The 19,724-nt window shown below is 69.3% G+C and carries 14 protein-coding genes; 11 read left to right on the top strand and 3 right to left on the bottom strand.

Annotation, left to right across the window (positions count from 1 at the left end):
* Window positions 1–34 precede the first annotated feature (34 nt).
* The 10 genes from VK682_RS18845 to yghX all read left to right on the top strand — a co-directional run bounded on the left by VK682_RS18845 (window position 35) and on the right by yghX (window position 14,186).
* Complete coding sequence (locus tag VK682_RS18845; protein WP_324782348.1) at window positions 35–2,110, top strand: TRAP transporter permease; 2,076 nt, start codon at window positions 35–37, stop codon at window positions 2,108–2,110.
* On the top strand, window positions 2,107–2,484 hold the full coding sequence (locus tag VK682_RS18840; RefSeq protein ID WP_324782347.1) for a DUF1850 domain-containing protein: 378 nt from the start codon (window positions 2,107–2,109) through the stop codon (window positions 2,482–2,484). Before VK682_RS18845 ends, VK682_RS18840 begins: the two co-directional genes overlap by 4 nt.
* Window positions 2,481–4,259, top strand: coding sequence for a sensor histidine kinase (locus VK682_RS18835; protein ID WP_324782346.1), 1,779 nt, complete (start codon window positions 2,481–2,483; stop codon window positions 4,257–4,259). The genes VK682_RS18840 and VK682_RS18835 overlap by 4 nt, the downstream gene beginning before the upstream one ends.
* The gene (locus VK682_RS18830; RefSeq protein WP_089851836.1) at window positions 4,256–5,560 is read left to right on the top strand and encodes a sigma-54-dependent transcriptional regulator; all 1,305 of its coding nucleotides are present in this window, start codon (window positions 4,256–4,258) and stop codon (window positions 5,558–5,560) included. Before VK682_RS18835 ends, VK682_RS18830 begins: the two co-directional genes overlap by 4 nt.
* A 94-nt stretch (window positions 5,561–5,654) precedes the next feature.
* Complete coding sequence (locus VK682_RS18825) at window positions 5,655–6,902, top strand: AGE family epimerase/isomerase (RefSeq protein WP_324782345.1); 1,248 nt, start codon at window positions 5,655–5,657, stop codon at window positions 6,900–6,902.
* Between the two features lie 60 nt (window positions 6,903–6,962).
* Window positions 6,963–7,616, top strand: a complete 654-nt coding sequence (locus VK682_RS18820) for a response regulator (RefSeq protein WP_089851832.1) — start codon at window positions 6,963–6,965, stop codon at window positions 7,614–7,616.
* Complete coding sequence (locus VK682_RS18815) at window positions 7,613–8,923, top strand: sensor histidine kinase (RefSeq protein WP_324782344.1); 1,311 nt, start codon at window positions 7,613–7,615, stop codon at window positions 8,921–8,923. Before VK682_RS18820 ends, VK682_RS18815 begins: the two co-directional genes overlap by 4 nt.
* A 169-nt stretch (window positions 8,924–9,092) precedes the next feature.
* On the top strand, window positions 9,093–10,190 hold the full coding sequence (locus tag VK682_RS18810; RefSeq protein ID WP_324782343.1) for an efflux RND transporter periplasmic adaptor subunit: 1,098 nt from the start codon (window positions 9,093–9,095) through the stop codon (window positions 10,188–10,190).
* Window positions 10,187–13,261 (top strand): efflux RND transporter permease subunit, encoded by a 3,075-nt coding sequence (locus VK682_RS18805; RefSeq protein WP_324782342.1) that lies wholly within the window; start codon window positions 10,187–10,189, stop codon window positions 13,259–13,261. The genes VK682_RS18810 and VK682_RS18805 overlap by 4 nt, the downstream gene beginning before the upstream one ends.
* A 28-nt stretch (window positions 13,262–13,289) precedes the next feature.
* A complete protein-coding gene (gene yghX / locus VK682_RS18800) occupies window positions 13,290–14,186 on the top strand; it encodes a YghX family hydrolase (protein WP_324782341.1) in 897 nt (298 codons plus the stop codon).
* A 57-nt stretch (window positions 14,187–14,243) separates the two neighbouring features.
* Here the strand turns inward: yghX and VK682_RS18795 are convergent, their stop codons facing one another.
* From VK682_RS18795 to VK682_RS18785, 3 genes are all read right to left on the bottom strand, one after another.
* On the bottom strand, window positions 14,244–16,184 hold the full coding sequence (locus VK682_RS18795; RefSeq protein WP_089850911.1) for a DEAD/DEAH box helicase: 1,941 nt from the start codon (window positions 16,182–16,184) through the stop codon (window positions 14,244–14,246).
* 108 nt (window positions 16,185–16,292) lie between these two features.
* Window positions 16,293–17,771, bottom strand: a complete 1,479-nt coding sequence (locus tag VK682_RS18790) for an inorganic phosphate transporter (protein ID WP_324782340.1) — start codon at window positions 17,769–17,771, stop codon at window positions 16,293–16,295.
* Between the two features lie 32 nt (window positions 17,772–17,803).
* Window positions 17,804–18,283, bottom strand: coding sequence for an NUDIX hydrolase (locus VK682_RS18785; protein ID WP_089850915.1), 480 nt, complete (start codon window positions 18,281–18,283; stop codon window positions 17,804–17,806).
* Between the two features lie 155 nt (window positions 18,284–18,438).
* Here VK682_RS18785 and VK682_RS18780 point away from each other — a divergent pair, with 155 nt between their 5' ends.
* On the top strand, window positions 18,439–19,677 hold the full coding sequence (locus tag VK682_RS18780) for an aminopeptidase (RefSeq protein WP_324782339.1): 1,239 nt from the start codon (window positions 18,439–18,441) through the stop codon (window positions 19,675–19,677).
* The last annotated feature ends 47 nt before the right edge of the window (window positions 19,678–19,724 follow it).

Raw genomic sequence — 19,724 nt, 5'->3', positions numbered from 1 at the left:
CGTGCGGCCCCTCCCCATGTTCCCGGAGTTTGACATGAGCGACATCGCATCCCCGCCGGTGCAGCCGGAACCGCATGGCGCGGCTTTCCCCGCAGGCACGGTCGGACGGGGGCTGTTCTGGCTGGCCGTCGTCTTTTCGCTGTTCCAGATTGCCACGGCCGCGCATCTGGTCGATATGCCCAGCCAGATCACCCGCGCGGTGCATGTGGGCTTCCTGATGGCCCTGACCTTTCCGCTCATGGCCTATGCCAAGCCGCGCAGCGGGCTGCTGACCTCGCTGGGCTGGACCTTGGCGCTGGCCGGTGTGGCGGTGGCGCTGTATCAGTGGGTGGAATACCGCGACCTGATCCTGCGCGCGGGCCGTCCCACCGATCTCGACATCACCGTGGGCGTGATCGCGCTGCTGACCGTCTTTGCCGCGGGCTATGCCATGATGGGCATCGCCCTGCCGATCATCGCCGGGCTGTTTCTGGCCTACTGTCTCTTTGGCGAATACCTGCCCTATCCGCTGAACCATCGCGGCTATGCCTTCGGGCAGGTCATCGACCACATGGCCTATGGCACCGAAGGCATCTACGGCATCCCGATCTACGTCTCCTCGACCTATATCTTCCTGTTCATCCTGTTCGGCTCGTTTCTGGAACGGGCGGGCATGATCCAGCTCTTCACCGATGTCTCCATGGGCTTTTTCGGCCACCGTCAGGGCGGCGCCGCCAAGGTTTCCGTGGTGTCCTCGGGGCTGATGGGCACCATCTCGGGCTCGGGCGTCGCCAATGTGGTGACCACCGGACAGTTCACCATCCCGCTGATGAAACGCTTCGGCTACCGGGCGGAATTTGCGGGCGGCGTGGAATCCACCGCCTCCATGGGGGGGCAGATCATGCCGCCGGTGATGGGCGCCGTGGCCTTCATCATGGCCGAAACGCTGGACGTGCCGTATGTCGAGGTGGTCAAGGCCGCGCTGATCCCCGCCATCCTCTATTTCGCCTCCGCCTTCTGGATCGTGCATCTGGAAGCGGGCAAGTTCGCGCTGCGCGGCCTGCCCAAGGACGAGCTGCCCTCGCCCTTCCGCGCGGTCAGGGAACGCTGGATGCTGCTGGTGCCGCTGGCGGTGCTGATCTACCTGCTGTTCGGCGGCTATACGCCCCTTTTCGCCGGGACCGTCGGGCTGGGGCTGACCGTGCTGCTGATCCTTGGCGGATCCATCGTGCTGGGCCTGCCCAAGGGCATCATCCGGGTGCTGTTCTGGATCTGCCTCGGGCTGGTCACGGCGGCCTTCCTCAACTTCGGCTCCATGGTGCTGTTTGCGGCGGTGGCGGCGCTGATCGCGTGGTGCGCCCTGTCGAAAGGCGGGCGCGAGACGCTGGGCCTGCTGCGCGACAGTCTGGGCGAAGGCGCGCGCACCGCGCTGCCGGTCGGTGTGGCCTGCGCGCTGGTGGGCATCGTCATCGGCACCATGACCCTGACCGGGGCGGCCAACACCTTTGGCCAGTTCATCGTCTCCATCGGCGAACAGAGCCTGTTCCTGTCGCTGGTGCTGACCATGATCACCTGCATCTTCCTTGGCATGGGCATCCCCACCATCCCCAACTACATCATCACCTCGTCCATCGCGGGCCCTGCCCTGCTGGATCTGGGGGTGCCGCTGATCGTCAGCCACATGTTCGTGTTCTATTTCGGCATCCTTGCCGATCTGACGCCGCCGGTGGCGCTGGCCTGCTTCGCCGCAGCCCCCATCGCCAAGGCCAGCGGCCTGCGCATCTCGATGGAGGCGATCAAGGTCGCGGCGGCGGGTTTCGTCATCCCGTTCATGGCGGTCTATACCCCGGTGCTGATGCTGCAGCCGGGCGGCCCTCTGGCCGAGGCGATCGGCTTCTGGCCCGCCGTCGCCTACACCGTGGTGAAGACGGTGCTGTCCATTGGGCTCTGGGGTGTGGCGGTGATCGGCTGGATGGGCCGTCCGCTGGGCTGGCCGATCCGCATTCTGGCCATGGTCGCCGCCTTCACGCTGATCGCTGCCCTGCCGCTGACGGACGAGATCGGCTTTGCGCTGGCGGCGCTGACCGCAGGGCTGATCTGGTTCGGCAAAGGCCGGACCGCGCAGGCATGAGCCTGACCTGCCTGATGCTGGGCGCGGCCACCGTGATGCTGGCCGCGCCCGAATTTACGCTGGACTGGAGCCATTCCGTCGAACGGGTCCAGTGGCGCGAAAACTGGCGCGTGACCGGCACGGCGCTGGTGCTGGACCGCTCCGCCATCCGTGGATCCGGCGCCGGGATGGAACCCGGGCCGGATGCCACCCTGCAGGACGGCTGGTGGGTGTCGCCGGGCGGGCTGCAGGTGCCAGAGCTTCGGCTTGCCGCGTCGGGGGCCACCGGGGGCGGCTGGCGCTTCTGCGCGGACGGGCGCTGCCGCGACATCGGCACCACCTCCGGCCCGCCGGTGGTGATCGCCCCCTGCGGGGCAGACCGGGCGGGCGGATGATCCGCGCCCGGCAGTCGCGGGTCTGGGCGGGGCTGTTCGCCCTTGCCGCGCTGGCCGCAGGGCTGGCGGGCCTTGCCGCATGGAGCCTCTCCGCCGCCGCGCTGTCGGAACGGCTGGACCGCGCCCTGCTGCTGACCGCCCGCACCATAGAAGCCGAGATCGAACGCTTCCGCTACCTGCCCGGCCTCGCGCTGGAGGATCCGCGCATCCGCGCCGCCGTCACCGCCCCCGAAAATGCCGCGCGCATCGATGCCGCCAACCGCGCGCTGCAGGTGGCCGCCGCCCGCTCCGGCGCCGACGAGCTTTACCTGCTGGACGAAGGCGGCACCACGCTCGCCTCCAGCAACTGGCAGGATGCCAGCAGCTTTGTCGGGGAAAACTACGCCTTCCGCCCCTATTTCCGCGATGCGCTCGCCTCTGGCGCGGGCCGGTTCTATGCCGTGGGGGTGACCACGGGCGAGCCGGGCTATTTCCTCGCCTCCCGCGCCCGCATCGGCGACAGGCAGGCGGTGATGGTGGTCAAGGTCGATCTGCAGCCGCTGCAGACCGGCTGGGCCGAGGCGGGCGGCGCGCTGGCCGTGGTCGACCGCTTTGGCATCGTGATCCTGTCCGGCGCGCCCGACTGGCTCTATCATCCGCTGGTCCCGCTGGATCCCGAGGCGCGCATCGCCATCGCCGCCTTCCGCGCCTATGCCGACCTGCCGGTGCTGGACCGCCCGCCGCTGCTGGCCAGCGCCGCCGATCTGGCCAGCAACCGCATCGACACGGCAGAGGGACGGCGCGCGCTGCGCCTGCGCGACCTGCCGCTGGACGACTGGCGGCTGATCGGCAGCGCGCCGCTGGATCCCGCATGGCGCAACGCGCTCGCCATGGCCGGGGCGGCGGCACTGGTCACCGTGGCGCTTGGCGCGCTGGCCCTGACATGGCAGCAGCGCCGCCGCCTGCTGGCGCTGCGGCTGAAACAGGGCCGCATTCTGGAAACCCGCGTCGCCGAACGCACCGAAGCGCTCGCCCGCGAGATCGAGGAACGCCGCCGCGCCGAATCCGACCTGCGCGAGGCGCAGGACGCGCTGATCCATTCCGAAAAGATGGCGGCGCTGGGGCGCATGTCCACCGCCATCGTGCATGAGATCAGCCAGCCGCTCGCCGCGATGGAGGCGTCGCTGGCCGCCGCGATCCTGTCCGGCAAGATCGAGGACGAGCCGTCGCGCCGCCGCATCGAAAAGGCGCGCGGCAACATCCGCCGCATCCTGCGCACCATCAAGCATCTGAAAAGCTTCGCCCGCAAGGAAGCGGGCAGCCTGCGCCCGGTGGGGGTGGACGAGGCGATTGCAGGGGCGCTTGATCTGGTGGCGCCGCGCGCCGCCACCAGCACGGCGCAGATCCGCTTTGCCCCCGAAGGCCGCTCTCCGGTGATCCTCGCCGGTCAGGTGCGGCTGGAACAGGTGCTGGTCAACCTGCTGATGAACGCGCTCGACGCCACCGCCGACCACCCTGCGGGGCAGATCGAGATCACCCGCCAGCAGACCGGCACCCGCGTCGACATCGCCGTGCGCGACAATGGCGCAGGGATCCCGCCCTCGCTGCTTGCCCGCGTGACCGAGCCGTTCTTCAGCACCAAGGCGGCGGGGGACGGGCTGGGGCTGGGGCTGTCGATCTCGCGCACCATCGTGGAGGAGTTTCGCGGCAGGCTCGATCTGCGGCCCGCGCCCGGCGGCGGCACGCTGGCGGTGGTCAGCTTCGATCTGCCCGATACCGGAAAGGCCGCCGCATGACCGAACCGCTGATCTTTGTCGTGGATGACGATGCCGACCATCTGGAAAGCCTCGTGGATCTGATCTCGGCGGCGGGGCATGACACCCGCGCCTTTGCCGACGCGCCCGCAGCCCTTGCCGCCGTGCCAGAGGCGCGGCCTGGCCTGATCCTGACCGATCTGCGCATGCCGGGCATGGATGGCATCGCCCTGCTGGCCGCGCTGACCGAAGCGGGGCATGACATTCCGGTGGTGGTGCTGACCGGGCATGGCGATGTGGATCACGCGGTGCGGGCCATGCGGCTTGGAGCCGAGGATTTTCTGGAAAAGCCCTATGATGCCGACCATCTGCTGCAGGTCATCGCCCGCGCGCTGACCACCACCCGGCTCAAGGCCGAGGTGGCGCGGCTGCAGGACCGGCTGGAACAGCAGGGCGATCTGATCGGCGAGTCGCGCCCTATGGCCGAACTGCGCCGCAGCCTGACCGAACTTGCGCCGCTCGACATCGACGTGATCCTGATGGGCGAAACCGGCACGGGCAAGGAACTGGCCGCCCGGCTGCTGCACCGGCAGAGCCCGCGCGCCACCGCCCCCTTCGTCATCGTCAATTGCGCCACCCTGCCCGATCAGGGCGCCGAGGCGGTGCTGTTCGGCGATGGACAGGCGGCGGGCCTGATCCCGCAGGCGGCGGGCGGCACGCTGTTTCTGGACCAGATCGACACGCTGGCGCTGGCGCTGCAGCCCAAGCTTCTGCGGGTGCTGCAGACCCGGCAGGTGGAACAGGGCGGACAGGCCGGTCCGCCGCTGGGGTTCCGGGTGCTCGCCTCCGCCTCCCGCCCGCTGACCGAGGCGATCGCCGAGGGCCGGTTCCGCGAGGATCTGTATTACCGCATCGCGGGCTATGCGGTGGATCTGCCCGCGCTGCGCCAGATCCCCGGCGACATCCCGTTGCTCTTTGACCATTTCCTTGGCCTTGCCGCCGCGCGCCATGGCCGCGAAAAACCCGCGCTGGGGTTTCAGGACCGCAAGGTGCTGCAGGCGCATCACTGGCCGGGCAACGCGCATGAACTGCGGCTGGTGGCCGAACGCCGCGTGCTGGGGCTGGGCCGGGGCGGCGCCGTTCCGCCCGCCCACACGCCGCCGCCGCTGGATACCGGCGCCACGCTGCGCGATCTGGTGGCACAATACGAGGCGCAGGAGATTGCCCGCGTGCTGGACCGCTGCAAGGGCAATACCGAAGCCGCCGCCCGCATCCTTGGCATTCCGCGCCGCACGCTGAACGACAAGATCGCCAAATCCGCTGCCCTGCGGCGTGACCGCTAGCGCGCCGCACCGCCGATCCGCAGGGAACGACTTGTGCCGCCGCGCGCTTCGGGTCATGCCAGAGCCGCACGCGCAGAAGGAGCAGAGCCAGATCATGACCAGCGCCCTTTCCCTTGGACCCGACGAGACCGGCACGCCGTGGCTCGGCGATCCGCAGCACCGCAGCTTCCTGCGCGCCGGCGCGCTGCGCCAGCTGCTGTTCTTCCGCCCCAGCCTGCGGGTGGATGGCGGGTTCGACCTGCTGGACCATGACGGCAGCCCCCTGCCCGACGCGCCGCAGGAACTGCACACCACCACGCGGATGGTGCATTCCTATGCCATCGGCAAGGCGGCAGGTGCGGCAGGCTGCGATGCGATGATCGACGCCGGGATGACCTTCCTGCGCGAGCAGCATCACGACCCGCGTCATGGCGGCTATGTCTGGTCGGTGCCGCGCGGCGATCAGGCCGGGGATGACCGCAAGCTTGCCTATGGCCATGTCTTCGTGCTGCTGGCCGCCGCCAGCGCCCAGAAGATCGGCCATCCCGACGCCCCCGCCCTGCTGCGCGACGCCAGCGCCGTGCTCGACCAGCGCTTCTGGGAAGAGGACCCCGGCCTTTTTGCCGATGAATTCACCCGCGACTGGCAGCCCTTTTCCGACTATCGCGGCATGAATGCCAACATGCACGGGGTCGAGGCGCTGCTGACCGCCTATGAGGCGACGGGAGAGGAGATCTTCCTGACCCGCGCGGGCCGCATTCTGGAATTTTTCCTGTCCCGCATGGCCCCCGCGCGGGACTGGCGCATCCCGGAACATTACACCGCCGACTGGCAGGTGGATCCCGCCTATCAGGGCGACCCGATGTTCCGCCCCGCCGGCACCACGCCAGGCCATTCGCTGGAATTCGCCCGGCTGGTGCTGCAGCACTGGGATCTGGCCGGACGGCCCGGCTCTGGCGCCCCCGACCGCGCCGCGCAGCTGGTGGACCGGGCGCTGGCCGATGCGTGGCTGCCCGAAGGCGGGCTCGCCTATACGCTGGACGACAGCGGCGCCGTGGCCGTGCGCAACCGCTACTGGTGGCCGGTGACCGAAGCCATCGGCGCGCTGGCGGCGCTGCAGAAGATCGCCCCCTCTGACGCGCGCGAGGGCTGGTACCGGCGGCTCTGGCGCTTTGCCGACGCGCATCTGGTCGACCATGCCAAGGGCGGCTGGATCCCCGAGCTTGATGCCGAAGGCCAGCCCGCCGCCACGCAGTTTCAGGGCAAGCCCGATCTTTACCATGCGCTGCAGGCCACGCTGTTCCCGCTGGACCGGGGCCTGTCGCGGCACGAACCACGGCTGGCCGATCCGCTGCCGATCTGAACCACAGGGCTGGCCCCGCTCCCGCCGCCCGCCTAGGATGGGCGCAATCCGGAGGGTTTGATGCGCATCCTGCTGGTCGAAGATGACCCCATCGTGGGCGACGCGCTGGTCACCAGCCTTGGTCGCGAACGCGCCTCTGTCGACTGGCTCCGCGACGGGCTCGCGGCAGAGGCGGCGCTGGCGGGCGGCGGGTTCGACCTGTGCGTGCTGGATCTGGGCCTGCCGGGCCGGGACGGGCTCGACATTCTCGACAGCCTGCGCGCGCGGGGCGATGCCACGCCGGTGCTGATCCTGACCGCCCGCGACGGGGTCAGCGACCGCATCCGCGGTCTTGATGCCGGGGCGGATGATTACCTGCTGAAACCGTTCGACACCGGCGAACTGCTGGCGCGCTGCCGCGCCCTGCTGCGCCGCGCGCAGGGCCGGGGCGAGGACCGGCTGCAGATGGGCGCGCTTTGCGTCGATCTGGGCGCCAACTCCGTCACGCTTTTTGGCCGCCCGCTGCACCTGCCGCAGAAGGAATTCCGCCTGCTGCTGTATCTCGCCGAACGGCGGGGCCGCGTCGTGCCGAAGGGCCAGCTGGAGCAGATGCTGTATGGCTGGGACGAAGGCGCCGAAAGCAACACGGTCGAGGTCTATGTCTCGGCGCTGCGCCGCAAGATCGGGGCCGACCGCATCCGCACCCTGCGCGGCGTCGGCTACATGATGCCATGACCGCCCCCAGCCTGCGCCGCCGCCTGCTGATCGGACTGCTGCCCTCGCTTGCGGCGCTCTGGCTGCTTGGCACCGGCTACATCCTTGCGCGCAGCTGGGACGAGCTGGAAGAAGCCTATGTCGACCAGCTGGACCAGCTGGCCTACAGCCTTGCGCAGATGCTGGACGAAACCGTGGGTGATGCCGCGCAGGCGGTGGACAGCGTCGCCGAACGCCGCGACCGCAACTATTTCGTGCTGGTCACCTCTGACAGCCGGGTGGTGATGCGGTCGGCCCGCGCCCCTGCCGACCTGACGGCGATGCCCGACAGCGGCGATCATCCGCTTTATTACCTTGCCTCCGCCACCACGCCCGAAGGCCGCCTGACGGTGATCGCCGGGCTGGAAAAGGCCGAGGTGCGGCAGCTGACCACCGACATCGTCACCGGCGTGGCGCTGTCCATGGCGCTGGGGCTGGTGGCGATGCTGGCGGTGCTGCTGCTGACGATCCGCCGCGCGCTGGCGCCGCTTGACGCGCTGCGCGGCGAGCTGGAGGCGCGCCAGCCCGACGCGCTTGATCCCATGCCGGTGGCCCGCCTGCCCGCCGAACTGGCCCCCGTCGCCGCCGCGCTGAACCGGCTGCTGGACCGGCTGCGCCACGCGCTCGCCGCCGAACGCCGCTTTGTCGCGGATGCCAGCCACGAACTGCGCACGCCGCTGACCGCGATCCGCGCCCAGCTTGACACCATCGACCGCGACGGCCTGCCCCCCGACACCCGCCGCGCGCTGGACCAGATCCGCCGCGCCGTCGACCGCTCCAGCCGCCTTGCGCAGCAGCTGCTGCGGCTGGCGCGCGCCGATGCCGCCCCCGCCGCCCCCGCGCCGCCGCTGCATCTGGACCAGCAGCTTGCGGCGATCCTGTCCGACCTGTTCCCGCTGGCGCTGCGCCATGACAACGCGCTGGAACTGGACTGCACGCCCGTGCTGCTGGCCATCGCCGCCGAGGATCTGGAAATGCTGGTGGCCAATCTGGTGGAAAACGCCATCCATCACGGCGGGCCCGGCGGCAGCGTGCGGGTCGGCTGCGGAGAGGACAGCGCCGGCCTCTGGCTGCGGGTCGAGGATGCGGGCCCCGGCATCGACCCTGCGGATCTGCCCCGGCTCTTCGACCGGTTCCACCGCGGCAGCAGCGCGGGGGCGGGCGGCGCGGGTCTGGGGCTTGCCATCGTGGCCGCCATCGCGCAGCGCACCGGCGCGCGGCTGGTTCTGGACCGCGCCCCCGATCTGGGCGGGCTGCGGGTGGAACTGCGATTCCCAAGACAGCTGTGATGACCTTTGACCCTACGCCACGAACCTGAGGTTTTCCTGAAGCGCTAAGCTTCTGCCGCGACACGAAAATGTCGATTGCCGCAGGGCGCGCGGGGTGGCAGGCTGACCCTGCTCCTCCTCCCCTGCGCGGGCTCTTTTGCCGCGCGCGCCGCACTGTAAGGACATCGTCATGCGCCTCGCCCGGATTCTGCTGGGGATAGTCCTGATCGCCGGGGCCGGATTTTTCGGCTTCCAGATGACCGGATCCTTTCTGGCCGCCGCCCCGGAGCCCGGACCGGGCGCGGGGCCGGGATCCGGCGCGCCACAGGCGCTGCGGGTGATGACCGAACCGGTGGAGGAACTGGATTTTGCCGAAACCGTCGAGGCGGTGGGAACCACCCGCGCCCGCCGCTCTGTCGAACTGCGGCCCACCACCTCGGGGCGGGTCGAAACCCTGTCCTTCGCCCCCGGCGACGAGGTGACGGCGGGCACCGTGCTGCTGCGGCTGGAGGATGCGTCGGAACAGGCGGCGCTGAAAGCGGCAGAGGCGACGCTGGCCGAGGCGCAGGCCGCCTTTGACCGGCAGGAGCGGCTGCAGGCCTCTGGCAGCGCGTCAGAGGCGGCCTTCGATTCCGCCCGCGCCACCCTGCTGCGCGCCGAGGCCGAACGCGACATGGCCGCCGCCGAACTTGACGACATGGTGCTGCGCGCGCCCTTCGACGGGGTGGTGGGCTTCACCGATCTGGCCGAGGGGCAGCTGGTGGACAGCGCCGATCCCGTCACCTCGCTGGACGATCTGGCGCTGGTGGAGGTGGCCTTCAGCGTGCCGGAACGGGTGATGGGCCGCGTCCGGCTGGGCCAGACCGTCAGCCTGATCTCCGCCGCATGGCCGGACCGGGTGTTCGCCGGCAGCATCAGCGCGATGGACACGCGGGTGGATCCGGCCACCCGCTCTGTCGCACTGCGGGCCGAGGTCGACAATTTCGACCGGGCACTGAAACCGGGCATGTTCATCGAGGTGACGCTGGTGCTGAGCGAACGCAGGGCTGCCGCCGTGCCCGAACGCGCGCTGACCGTGTCGGGCGAACAAAGCTACATCCATGTGGTGCGCGACGGGCGCGCCGCGCGCGTCGATGTGGTGGCGGGCCAGAGCATGGGCAGCCGCATCGAGGTCTCCGGCGATCTGGAGCCGGGAACGCTGGTCATCACCAGCAACCTGCACCGGATCAGCGACGGCGCCTCGGTCGATCCCATCGCGCCGCAGCAGGCGCAGGTGGCCACGCCATGACCCTTCCCGAGCTTTCCCTGCACCGTCCGGTTCTGGCCACGGTGCTGAACCTGCTGATCGTGCTGATCGGCGCCGTGGCGCTCAGCCGCCTGCCCGTGCGCGAACTGCCGCAGGTGGATGCCGCCGAAGTCACCGTGCGCGTCAACTATACCGGCGCCGCCCCCGATGTGGTCGACAGTCAGGTGGCCAGCGTCATCGAAGGCGCGCTGGCGGGCATTGCCGGGCTCAGCAGTATGTCCACCGAAAGCGAACGCGGGCGCATGCGCAGCGTGCTGACCTTCGATCCCTCGCGCGACATCGACAGCGCCGCCAATGACGTGCGCGCCGCCGTCGACCGGGTGGTGAACCAGCTTCCCGATGCCGCCAACACGCCGCGCGTGGAAAAGAACGACGACGAAGGCGATCCGGTGGTGCGGCTGTCGCTGTCCTCGCCGAACATGACGCCGCTGGAACTGTCCGATTACGCCGACCGCAACATCGTCGACCGGCTGTCGCGCCTGCCCGGCGTCGCCAATGCCCAGATCTATGGCGAACGCGCCCGGGCCATGCGCATCTGGCTCGACACCGGGCGCATGTCCGCCCATGGCGTGACCCCCGCCGATGTGACCTCCGCGCTCAATGCCAACAACATCGAACTGCCCGCCGGAGAGCTGGAAACCAGCTCGCGCCAGCTGCAGCTTCTGGCGCGCACCCGGCTGACCTCGGTCGCGGAATTCCAGCGGCTGGTGGTGCTGGAGGATGACACCCGCCCGCTGCGGCTTGGCGATGTGGCGCGCATCACCGAAGGCGCCGAGGGCCGCGATTCCATCTTCCGCTCCGATGGCGAGGTGGCGCTGGGTCTGGGCATCCAGCCGCAGGCGCAGGCCAATACCGTGGCGATTTCCGATGCCGTCCATGCGGAACTGGAACGGATCCGCCCCACCCTGCCCGAAGGCATGGTGCTGAAGGTCACTGCAGACGAGGCCGTTTACATCGAAACGACGCTAGAACAGGTGATGCACGTCTTTTTCGAGGCGGTGGGGCTGGTCACGGCGGTGATCTTCCTCTTCCTCGGATCCGCCCGGCTGTCGGCCATTCCGGTCACCACCATCCCCATCTCGGTGCTGGGCGCGGCCATGGCGATGCTGGCCTTGGGCTTTTCCATCAACACGCTGACGCTCTTTGCCATGATCCTTGCCATCGGTCTGGTGGTGGATGACGCCATCGTGGTGCTGGAAAACATCCAGCGTCTGCGCGCGCAGGGGCTCAGCCGGGCAGAGGCCGCGCGGCAGGGCGCCAATCAGGTGAACTTCGCCGTCATCGCCACCACCGCCGTGCTGATCGCCGTTTTCCTGCCGGTCAGCTTCATGGAAGGCGAGATCGGCAAGCTTTTTGCGGAATTCGGCATCGTGCTGGCCGTGGCCGTGTCGGTGTCGGGCTTCGTGGCGCTGACGCTGGCGCCGGTGCTGGCCGCCCGGCTGATGCCGCGCGAGGACAGGCCCAGCCTGCTGACGCGCGGCGTGGCCCGCGTGGTGGGTGCCACCGAACGGGTCTACCGCGCCGGGCTGCGCCGGGCCATTGCCGGGCCGGAACTGGTGCTGGCCCTCACCGCCTTTGCCGTGGCCGCCAGCTTTGCCACCTATCAGACCCTGCCACAGGAGGTGACGCCGGAAGAAGACCGTGGCGGCATCCGGATGTTCGTCACCCTGCCGCAGGGCAGCAATCTGGCGCAGACCGATGCCGTCACCCGCAAGGTCGAGGCAGTGCTTGACCCGCTGCGCGAGGAAGGTGTGGTCACCAATGTCACCACCATCGTCGGCACATGGGGCGAACTGCGCCGGTCCTTCCTGATCGTCAGCCTTGCGCCATGGGGCGAACGCGACCGCAGCGTGCAGGACATCATCACCGAACTGCGCGCGCCGCTGTCGCGTATCACCGAAGCGCAGACCTTCATCCGGCCTGCGGGCGGGCTTGGCATCGGTGGCGGGCGCGGCAGTCTGGACTTTCTGCTGGGCGGTCCCGATGCCGCCACGGCGGCGCAATGGGCGGAACAGCTGTCCGACAGCATGGCGGGCGATCCCGATCTGAGCCGTCTGGAGGTGGATTATGCCGCCAACCAGCCCGGCGCCACGCTGAACATCGACCGGCTGCGCGCGCAGGATCTGGGGCTGGACGCGGAAACCGTCTCGGAAACGCTGCAGGCGCTGGTCGCCTCCCGTCAGGTCGGCGAATTCAGCCGCGAGGGGCGGCAGTATCCGGTGATCCTGCAGGCTGAACCCGAAGACCGCGATTCCGCCGCCGACCTGCTGTCGGTGCTCTTGCGCAACAGCCGGGGCGACCTGATCCCGCTCTCGGCCTTTGCGGATATCGAGACCGAGGCGGGCGTGCCCGCGATCCGGCGGCAGGACCGCGTGCATTCCGTCGAAGTAGAGGGCGATCTGCGCGACGGCGCCGATCTGGCTGCCGTCATCGCGCGGGTCGAAGCGGCGGCGCTGGACCTGCCCTCCGGCGCCACGCTGGCATGGGACGGTCAGGCGGCGGATTACCTCGCCTCGTCGGGCAGCATGGCCATGGTGTTCGGCATGGCGCTGGCCATCGTGTTCCTTGTCCTCGCAGCACAGTTCGAAAGCTTCCGCACGCCGCTGGTCATCATGCTGACCGTGCCGCTGGGGCTGGGCGGCGCCGTCGCCACGCTCTGGCTGACCGGGCTCAGCGTCAACATCTACAGTCAGGTGGGGCTGGTGCTGCTGGTGGGTCTCATGGCCAAGAACGGCATCCTGATGGTCGAATTTTCCAACCAGCTGCGCGAAGAGGGCATGTCGCTGCGCGAGGCGGCGCTGGAAGGCGCCGTGACCCGGCTGCGGCCCGTCACCATGACCTCCATCGCGACGGTGCTGGGCGCGGTGCCGCTGGCGCTGGCCACCGGGGCGGGCGCCGAAAGCCGTCAGGCCATCGGCATGGTCATCGCGGGCGGGCTGTCCGTGGCCTTCGTGCTGACGCTGTTTGTCACGCCGGTGATCTATGTGCTGATCGAAGGCCTTGGCCGCGCCCCCGACACGCCGAAAGCCCCCGCCGAAGTTCCGGCGGAATGACGACATCACCACCAAGGGAGGACACGCGATGAACGATCAGGACCGCAGGCTGACCGCCAAGGATTTCAGCCCCGAACTGCTGGAGCTTTACGATTTCTACGCCCATGGCATGATCACCAAGCGGGAATTCCTCGACCGGGCGGGCAAGGTCGCGCTGGGGGGGCTGACCGCCGCCGCCGTGCTGGGCATCATGAGCCCGAATTACGCCATGGCCGAACAGGTCAGCTTCAACGATCCCGACATCAAGGCGGAATGGATCACCTATCCCTCGCCCAACGGCCATGGCGACATGCGCGCCTATCTGGTGCGCCCCACCGGCAGCAGCACCGCGCCCGGCGTGGTGGTGGTGCATGAAAACCGCGGGCTCAACCCCTATATCCGCGACGTGGCGCGCAGGCTCGCCAAGGCGGGCTTCATCGCCATGGCCCCCGACGGGCTGACCCCGGTGGGCGGCTATCCCGGCAATGACGAGGAAGGCCGCGCCCTGCAGCAGCAGGTCGATCCCGAAAAGCTGATGAACGACTTTTTCGCCGCCGTGGAATTCCTGATGGCGCATGACGAGGTGACCGGCAAGGTCGGCATCACCGGCTTCTGCTATGGCGGCGGCGTGTCGAATGCGGCGGCGGTGGCCTATCCCGAACTGGGCGCGGCGGTGCCGTTTTACGGGCGCCAGCCCGATGCCGCCGACGTGCCCAAGATCGAGGCGCCGGTCCTGCTGCATTTCGGGGAACTGGACGAGCGCGTGAACGCGGGCTGGCCCGCCTATCGCGATGCGCTGGACGCGGCGGGCAAGACCTATGAGGCGCATATCTACGAAGGCGCCAATCACGGGTTCCACAACGATTCCACCCCGCGCTACGATGCCGAGGCGGCGGAACTCGCATGGCAGCGGACCATCGACTGGTTCAACCGCTACCTGACCTGAGACAGGAAAGAACTTGCGCCGCCGCAGGAGGGAACACCGCGGCGGCGCAAGGCCGGATCAGCCCTTGCGATGGGGCTTCGGCGCAGGCTTGCCCGCGCCTTTCGGCGCGAACTTGCCTTTGGGTTTGCCGGCACCGGCGGGCTTGCCCGCAGGTTTGGTGCCGGGTTTCGCCATGCCATCCACCCGCGGGCCCTTGGGCTTGGGGCGGGAATGCACGGCGGCATCTTCAAAGCTGCGGCGCGGCTTGGCCGGCGCATCGCCTTCGGGCGCGCGCCGGGGGCTCGCACCCTCGGCTTCAAGCGTGCGGCGCGGCTTGGCGCCGGGGCCCTTGCGCTGCGCGCCGGGGGCAGACGGCCCGCCAGCGCGGAAGCCGCCCGGACCACCGGGGCGCGGCTTGCGGGCGGCGCCGCGCAGATCGTCGGGCAGACCGTCCACCGGCTCCATCACCAGACCGGGCGCGATCTGCAGATCGGGGCCCAGCGTGTCCATGAAGCCATCGGCAGCGGAATCCGCGATCTCCACATAGGTCAGCTCGTCGGTGATGCGGATCGCGCCCACCTCGTCACGGGTGATGTCGCCCGCCTGACACATCTTCGGCAGCAGCCAGCGCGGGTTCGCATTGCCCTGATAGCCCACGGAAATCGTGAACCAGCGGCTGGCACCAAACGGCGCGGGGGCGGCACTGGCGGCCACCGGGGCCGCGTTGACCGGCATCAGCTCCTCGGGGGCGGACCGCTGCCCGCGCCACAGGCGCAGCATGGCCAGCGCCAGTTCCTCGGGGCCATGCGCCTCGACCATCTGCTGCACGCTGGCAAGATCGGCCTCGGTCGCGGGTTCGGTCCAGATCGGATCGGCCAAGAGCCGCGCCTCGTCCCGCGCCAGAACGGCATCGGCAGAGGGGGCGGATTCCCATTCGCAGGTCAGCTTGGCAAAGCGCAGCATCCGCTCGGCCTTCTTGCGGGCGCGCGGCGACACGATCAGCGCCGAAATGCCCTTGCGCCCGGCGCGGCCCGTGCGGCCCGACCGGTGCAGCAGCGCCTCTTCGGACAGCGGCAGTTCGGCATGGATCACCAGATCGAGGTTCGGCAGGTCGATGCCCCGCGCCGCCACATCCGTGGCCACGCAGACCCGCGCCCGACCGTCCCGCATCGCCTGCAGCGCATGGCTCCGCTCCGCCTGGCTCAGTTCGCCCGACAAGCCCACCACGGCAAAACCACGGTTGGACAGCCGCGTCACCAGCCGCGACACGGTGGCGCGGGTGTTGGCGAAGACGATGGCATTGGGCGCCTCGTGAAAGCGCAGCAGGTTGGTGATGGCGTTTTCTTCATCGCGCTCGGCGACCAGCACCGCGCGGTAATCAATATCGGAATGCTGGCGGCTGGAGCCCTGCACCGACACGCGCTGCGCTTCGCGCTGATAACGTTCGGCAAGCCGCGCGATTTCCGGCGACACGGTGGCCGAGAACATCAGCGTCTGGCGGTCAGGGGCAGAGGCCTGCAGGATGGTTTCCAGATCTTCGCGGAAGCCCAGATCCAGCATCTCGTCGGCCTCGTCCAGCACGACGGCGCGCAGCGAGGACAGATCCACGTTGCCGCGGCGCAGGTGGTCGCACAGGCGGCCCGGCGTCGCCACAAGGATATGCGCGCCACGGTCCAGCGCGCGGCGTTCGTTGCGGGCATCCATGCCGCCCACGCAGGACGCCATGACGGCCCCCGCCTCGGCGTAAAGCCAGCTGAGTTCGCGCGTCACCTGCAGCGCAAGTTCACGGGTGGGGGCGATGACCAGCGCCAGCGGTGCGGCGGCGGGACCGAAGCGGTCCTCTTCGCCCAGCAGTTTCGGTGCGATGGCAAGGCCAAAGCCCACGGTCTTGCCCGATCCGGTCTGCGCGGATACCAGCAGGTCAGCACCTTCGCGGCCAGGCTCGGTCACGGCCTCCTGCACGGGGGTCAGGGTTGTGTAGCCTTTGGCGGCCAGCGCGGAGGCAAGGGTTTTTTTCAAGGGAACGTCCGACAAGAGAGAAGGGAGCGCGCAGCGGCCTTTCGGCGCACACCGCGGGAACCCGGGGCATATACACCTGCGCAGCCCACGTAAAGGGCTGGTTTGCGCTTAGCTGAAAAGACCCGAGATCGCAAGAAAACAAAGCGCCGACAGCGCCGCCGCTGCGGGCACCGTCACCAGCCACGCGGCGAGGATGGTCAGGAAATGCGACCGCCGCACCAGCTTGCGCCGCTGGCGCTCCTCCCGCGCGATGCGTTTGGCGGGGGTCCGGGTGCGGGTGGCGCGGGTGGCGCGGCGTTCCGCATGCCATTCGCGGAAAAAGCCCACGCCGAACACGCCCCCCACCGCGATATGGGTGGAACTGACCGGCAGCCCCAGCGCCGAGGCGGCAATGACCGTGACCGCCGCCGACAGCGCCACGCAATAGGCGCGCATCGGGTTCAGCTTGGTGATCTGGTTGCCGACCATGGCGATCAGCTTCGGCCCGAACAGGATCAGCCCGCAGGAAATGCCGACCGCTCCGATCAGCATGACCCAGACCGGCAGCACCACGGCCTCGTCGACGATACCGCCCTGCAGCGCGCGCACGATGGCGGCAAGCGGCCCCACCGCATTGGCCACGTCATTGGCGCCATGGGCAAAAGACAGCAGCCCCGCCGAAATCACCAGCGGCAGCCGGAACAGCACCTTCAGCGCGCCATTGCGGTTGTCGAGCCCGCGCGCCTGCCTGCGCACCAGCGGCACCGACAGCGCCCCCACCGCCAGCCCGACCAGCGCCCCCAGCCCCAGCGCCTGCGGCAGGGTCACCGCGGCGACCCGGCTCAGCCCCTTCAGCGCCAGATAGGCGGCAAAGGCCGCCGCCATCAGCCCGATCAGCACCGGCACCCAGACCCGCGCCGCGGCGATGCGGTCGGGCACATACATGATCCGCCACTTGATGAAGGCCAGCACCGCTGCCGCAAAGACCCCGCCCATCAGCGGCGAGATCACCCAGCTTGCCATGATCGCGCCGATCATCGGCCAGCTGACCGATCCGACCCCCGCCGCCACGATCCCGGCCCCCAGCACGCCACCCACCACCGCATGTGTGGTCGACACCGGCGCGCCGATCCATGTGGCGATGTTGACCCAGACCGCCGCCGACAGGCTCGCCGCCAGCATCGCCTGAATGAAGGTTCCGCGCGAGGTCAGCGCCGCAGGCGACAGGATGCCTTCGGAAATCGTGGTGACCACCTCGCCGCCCGCCAGCAGCGCGCCTGCGGTTTCGCAGATCGCGGCCAGCGCGATGGCCCCCGCCATGGACAGCGCCCGTGCCCCCACGGCGGGGCCCATGTTGTTGGCCACGTCATTGGCGCCGATGTTCAGCGCCATATAGGCGCCGACCGCCGCCGCAAGGATGATGACCAGCCCGCCCGGTTCGGTGCCGCTGGTCAGCCCCGCCATCAGCGCCGCCACGATCACGAAGACCAGCGCCAGCCCCACGCCCACCAGCGGACGCGCGGCATAAAGCGACGCGGCCTCCAGCCGCGACAGGCGGCCCAGATCCCGGTCCAGCGTTTTCCAGTGATGCGATCCGCCGCGCTGCATGCCGCGCCTGTTCCTTTCGCGCAAGGCGGCGCTCAGGCCGCCGGAAGATCCCGCACAAGGACGGAGGCCCGGCGCAGCAGATCCTGCAGATCCGGCTCGTCCACCGCCGCCGCCGCCTCGTCAGGGCTCATCCAGCGTCGTTCACGCTGCCCCACCTCGGGGTAGCTGTCCTGCAGCCCCGCCACCTCGAAGGCGAAGACATGCACATCCGTGTCCAGCGGCAGCCCTCCGTCCAGCCGTTTGGCATAGCGGTAGCAGCCGATCTTGTGCCCGCGCGGACTGACGGGCGTCACCCCCGCCTCTTCCCACGCCTCTTCCAGCGCGGCGCCAGCCGCATCCAGTCCCGCCTTCGGCCAGCCCTTCGGCAGCACCCAGCGCCGCGTCTCGCGCGAGGTGACGACAAGGATCTGCAGACCGGATCCGGCATGACGGTAACATAGCGCGGCCACCTGACATTGCGGCGGGCGCGAGAAGAGCAGTCCGATATATTTTTTCCACAGGGTGCGCAACATGGCGCGGAGGGATACACCCACAAGATTACCGACTCAATCTGTTTGCTCTCGAATAATTTGGCGCCGTGCCGCGAATGTGATGGAACCCGCCCCTGCTTGACTGTCGCGCCCCCCTGCCCCAGCTTTCCGGCATCACAGAAGGCAGGAGACCCCGCATGACCCGCAGCCCCATCGACCCCGATCTGATCGACCGCCTCGCCGAGGTGGCGGTGCGCACCGGGGTCAACCTGCAGCCCGGACAGGAACTGGTGCTGACCGCCCCCGTCTCGGCCCTGCCGCTGGTCCGCGCCGTCAGCCGCGCCGCCTATCGCGCCGGGGCCTCGCTGGTCACGCCGCTGATCGCCGATCCCGAGGTGGCGCAGGCCCGCTACCGCCACGCCCCCGACAACAGCTTCGAGGTGGCGCCGGACTGGCTCTATTCCGGCATGGCCGAGGCCTTTGGCCGCGGCGCCGCCCGCATGGCCATCGTGGGCGAGGATCCGATGCTGCTGGCCGAGGCTGATCCGTCGAAAGTGTCGCGCGCGGGCAAGGCCAATTCCCGCGCCTACAAGCCCGCCATGGAAAAGATCACCAATTTCGACATCAACTGGTCGATCTGCGCATGGCCCGGCGAGGCATGGGCCGCCCGCATGTTCCCCGACCTGCCGCTGGATCAGGCGCAGGCGAAGCTGGCCGAGGCGATCTTTGCCGCCTCCCGCGTCAGCGGCGCCGATCCCGTCGCGGCATGGGCCGATCACAACGCCACGCTGCGCACCCGCACCGACTGGCTCAACGGCCAGCGCTTCGCGGCACTGCATTTCCGCAGCCCCGGCACCGACCTGACCGTGGGGCTGGCTGACGATCACGAATGGCATGGCGGCGCCAGCACCGCGCAGAACGGCGTGACCTGCAATCCCAACATCCCCACCGAAGAGGTCTTCACCACCCCCCATGCGCAGCGCGTCGAGGGCACGGTGCGGTCGACCAAGCCGCTGTCGCATCAGGGCAGCCTGATCGACGGCATCGAGGTGCGGTTCGAGGCGGGCCGCATCGTCGAAGCCAAGGCGACCAAGGGCGAAGACGTGCTGCGCGAACTCCTTGCCACCGATGACGGCGCCGCCCGTCTGGGCGAGGTGGCGCTGGTGCCGCACAGCTCGCCGATCTCGCAGTCGGGGCTGCTGTTCTACAACACGCTTTTTGACGAAAACGCCGCCTGCCACATCGCGCTGGGGCAGTGCTATTCCAAATGCTTCCGCGATGGTGCCGACCTTACCCCCGATCAGATCGCGCAGCAGGGCGGCAACAGTTCGATGATCCATGTGGACTGGATGATCGGCGGGGCAGACACGGACATCGACGGCCTCACCGCCGACGGAACCCGCGTGCCGGTCTTCCGTCAGGGTGAATGGGCCTGATCCAGAAAATCCGCGGCGCGGGCAAGATCGGCGGTGAACTCCGCCCT

It is taken from the genome of Salipiger marinus (genome assembly GCF_035481585.1).
Classification (GTDB): Bacteria; Pseudomonadota; Alphaproteobacteria; order Rhodobacterales; family Rhodobacteraceae; genus Salipiger; species Salipiger marinus.
Note: the sequence above shows the minus strand (reverse complement) of the source record. Positions and strands in the feature narration are given on the sequence as shown.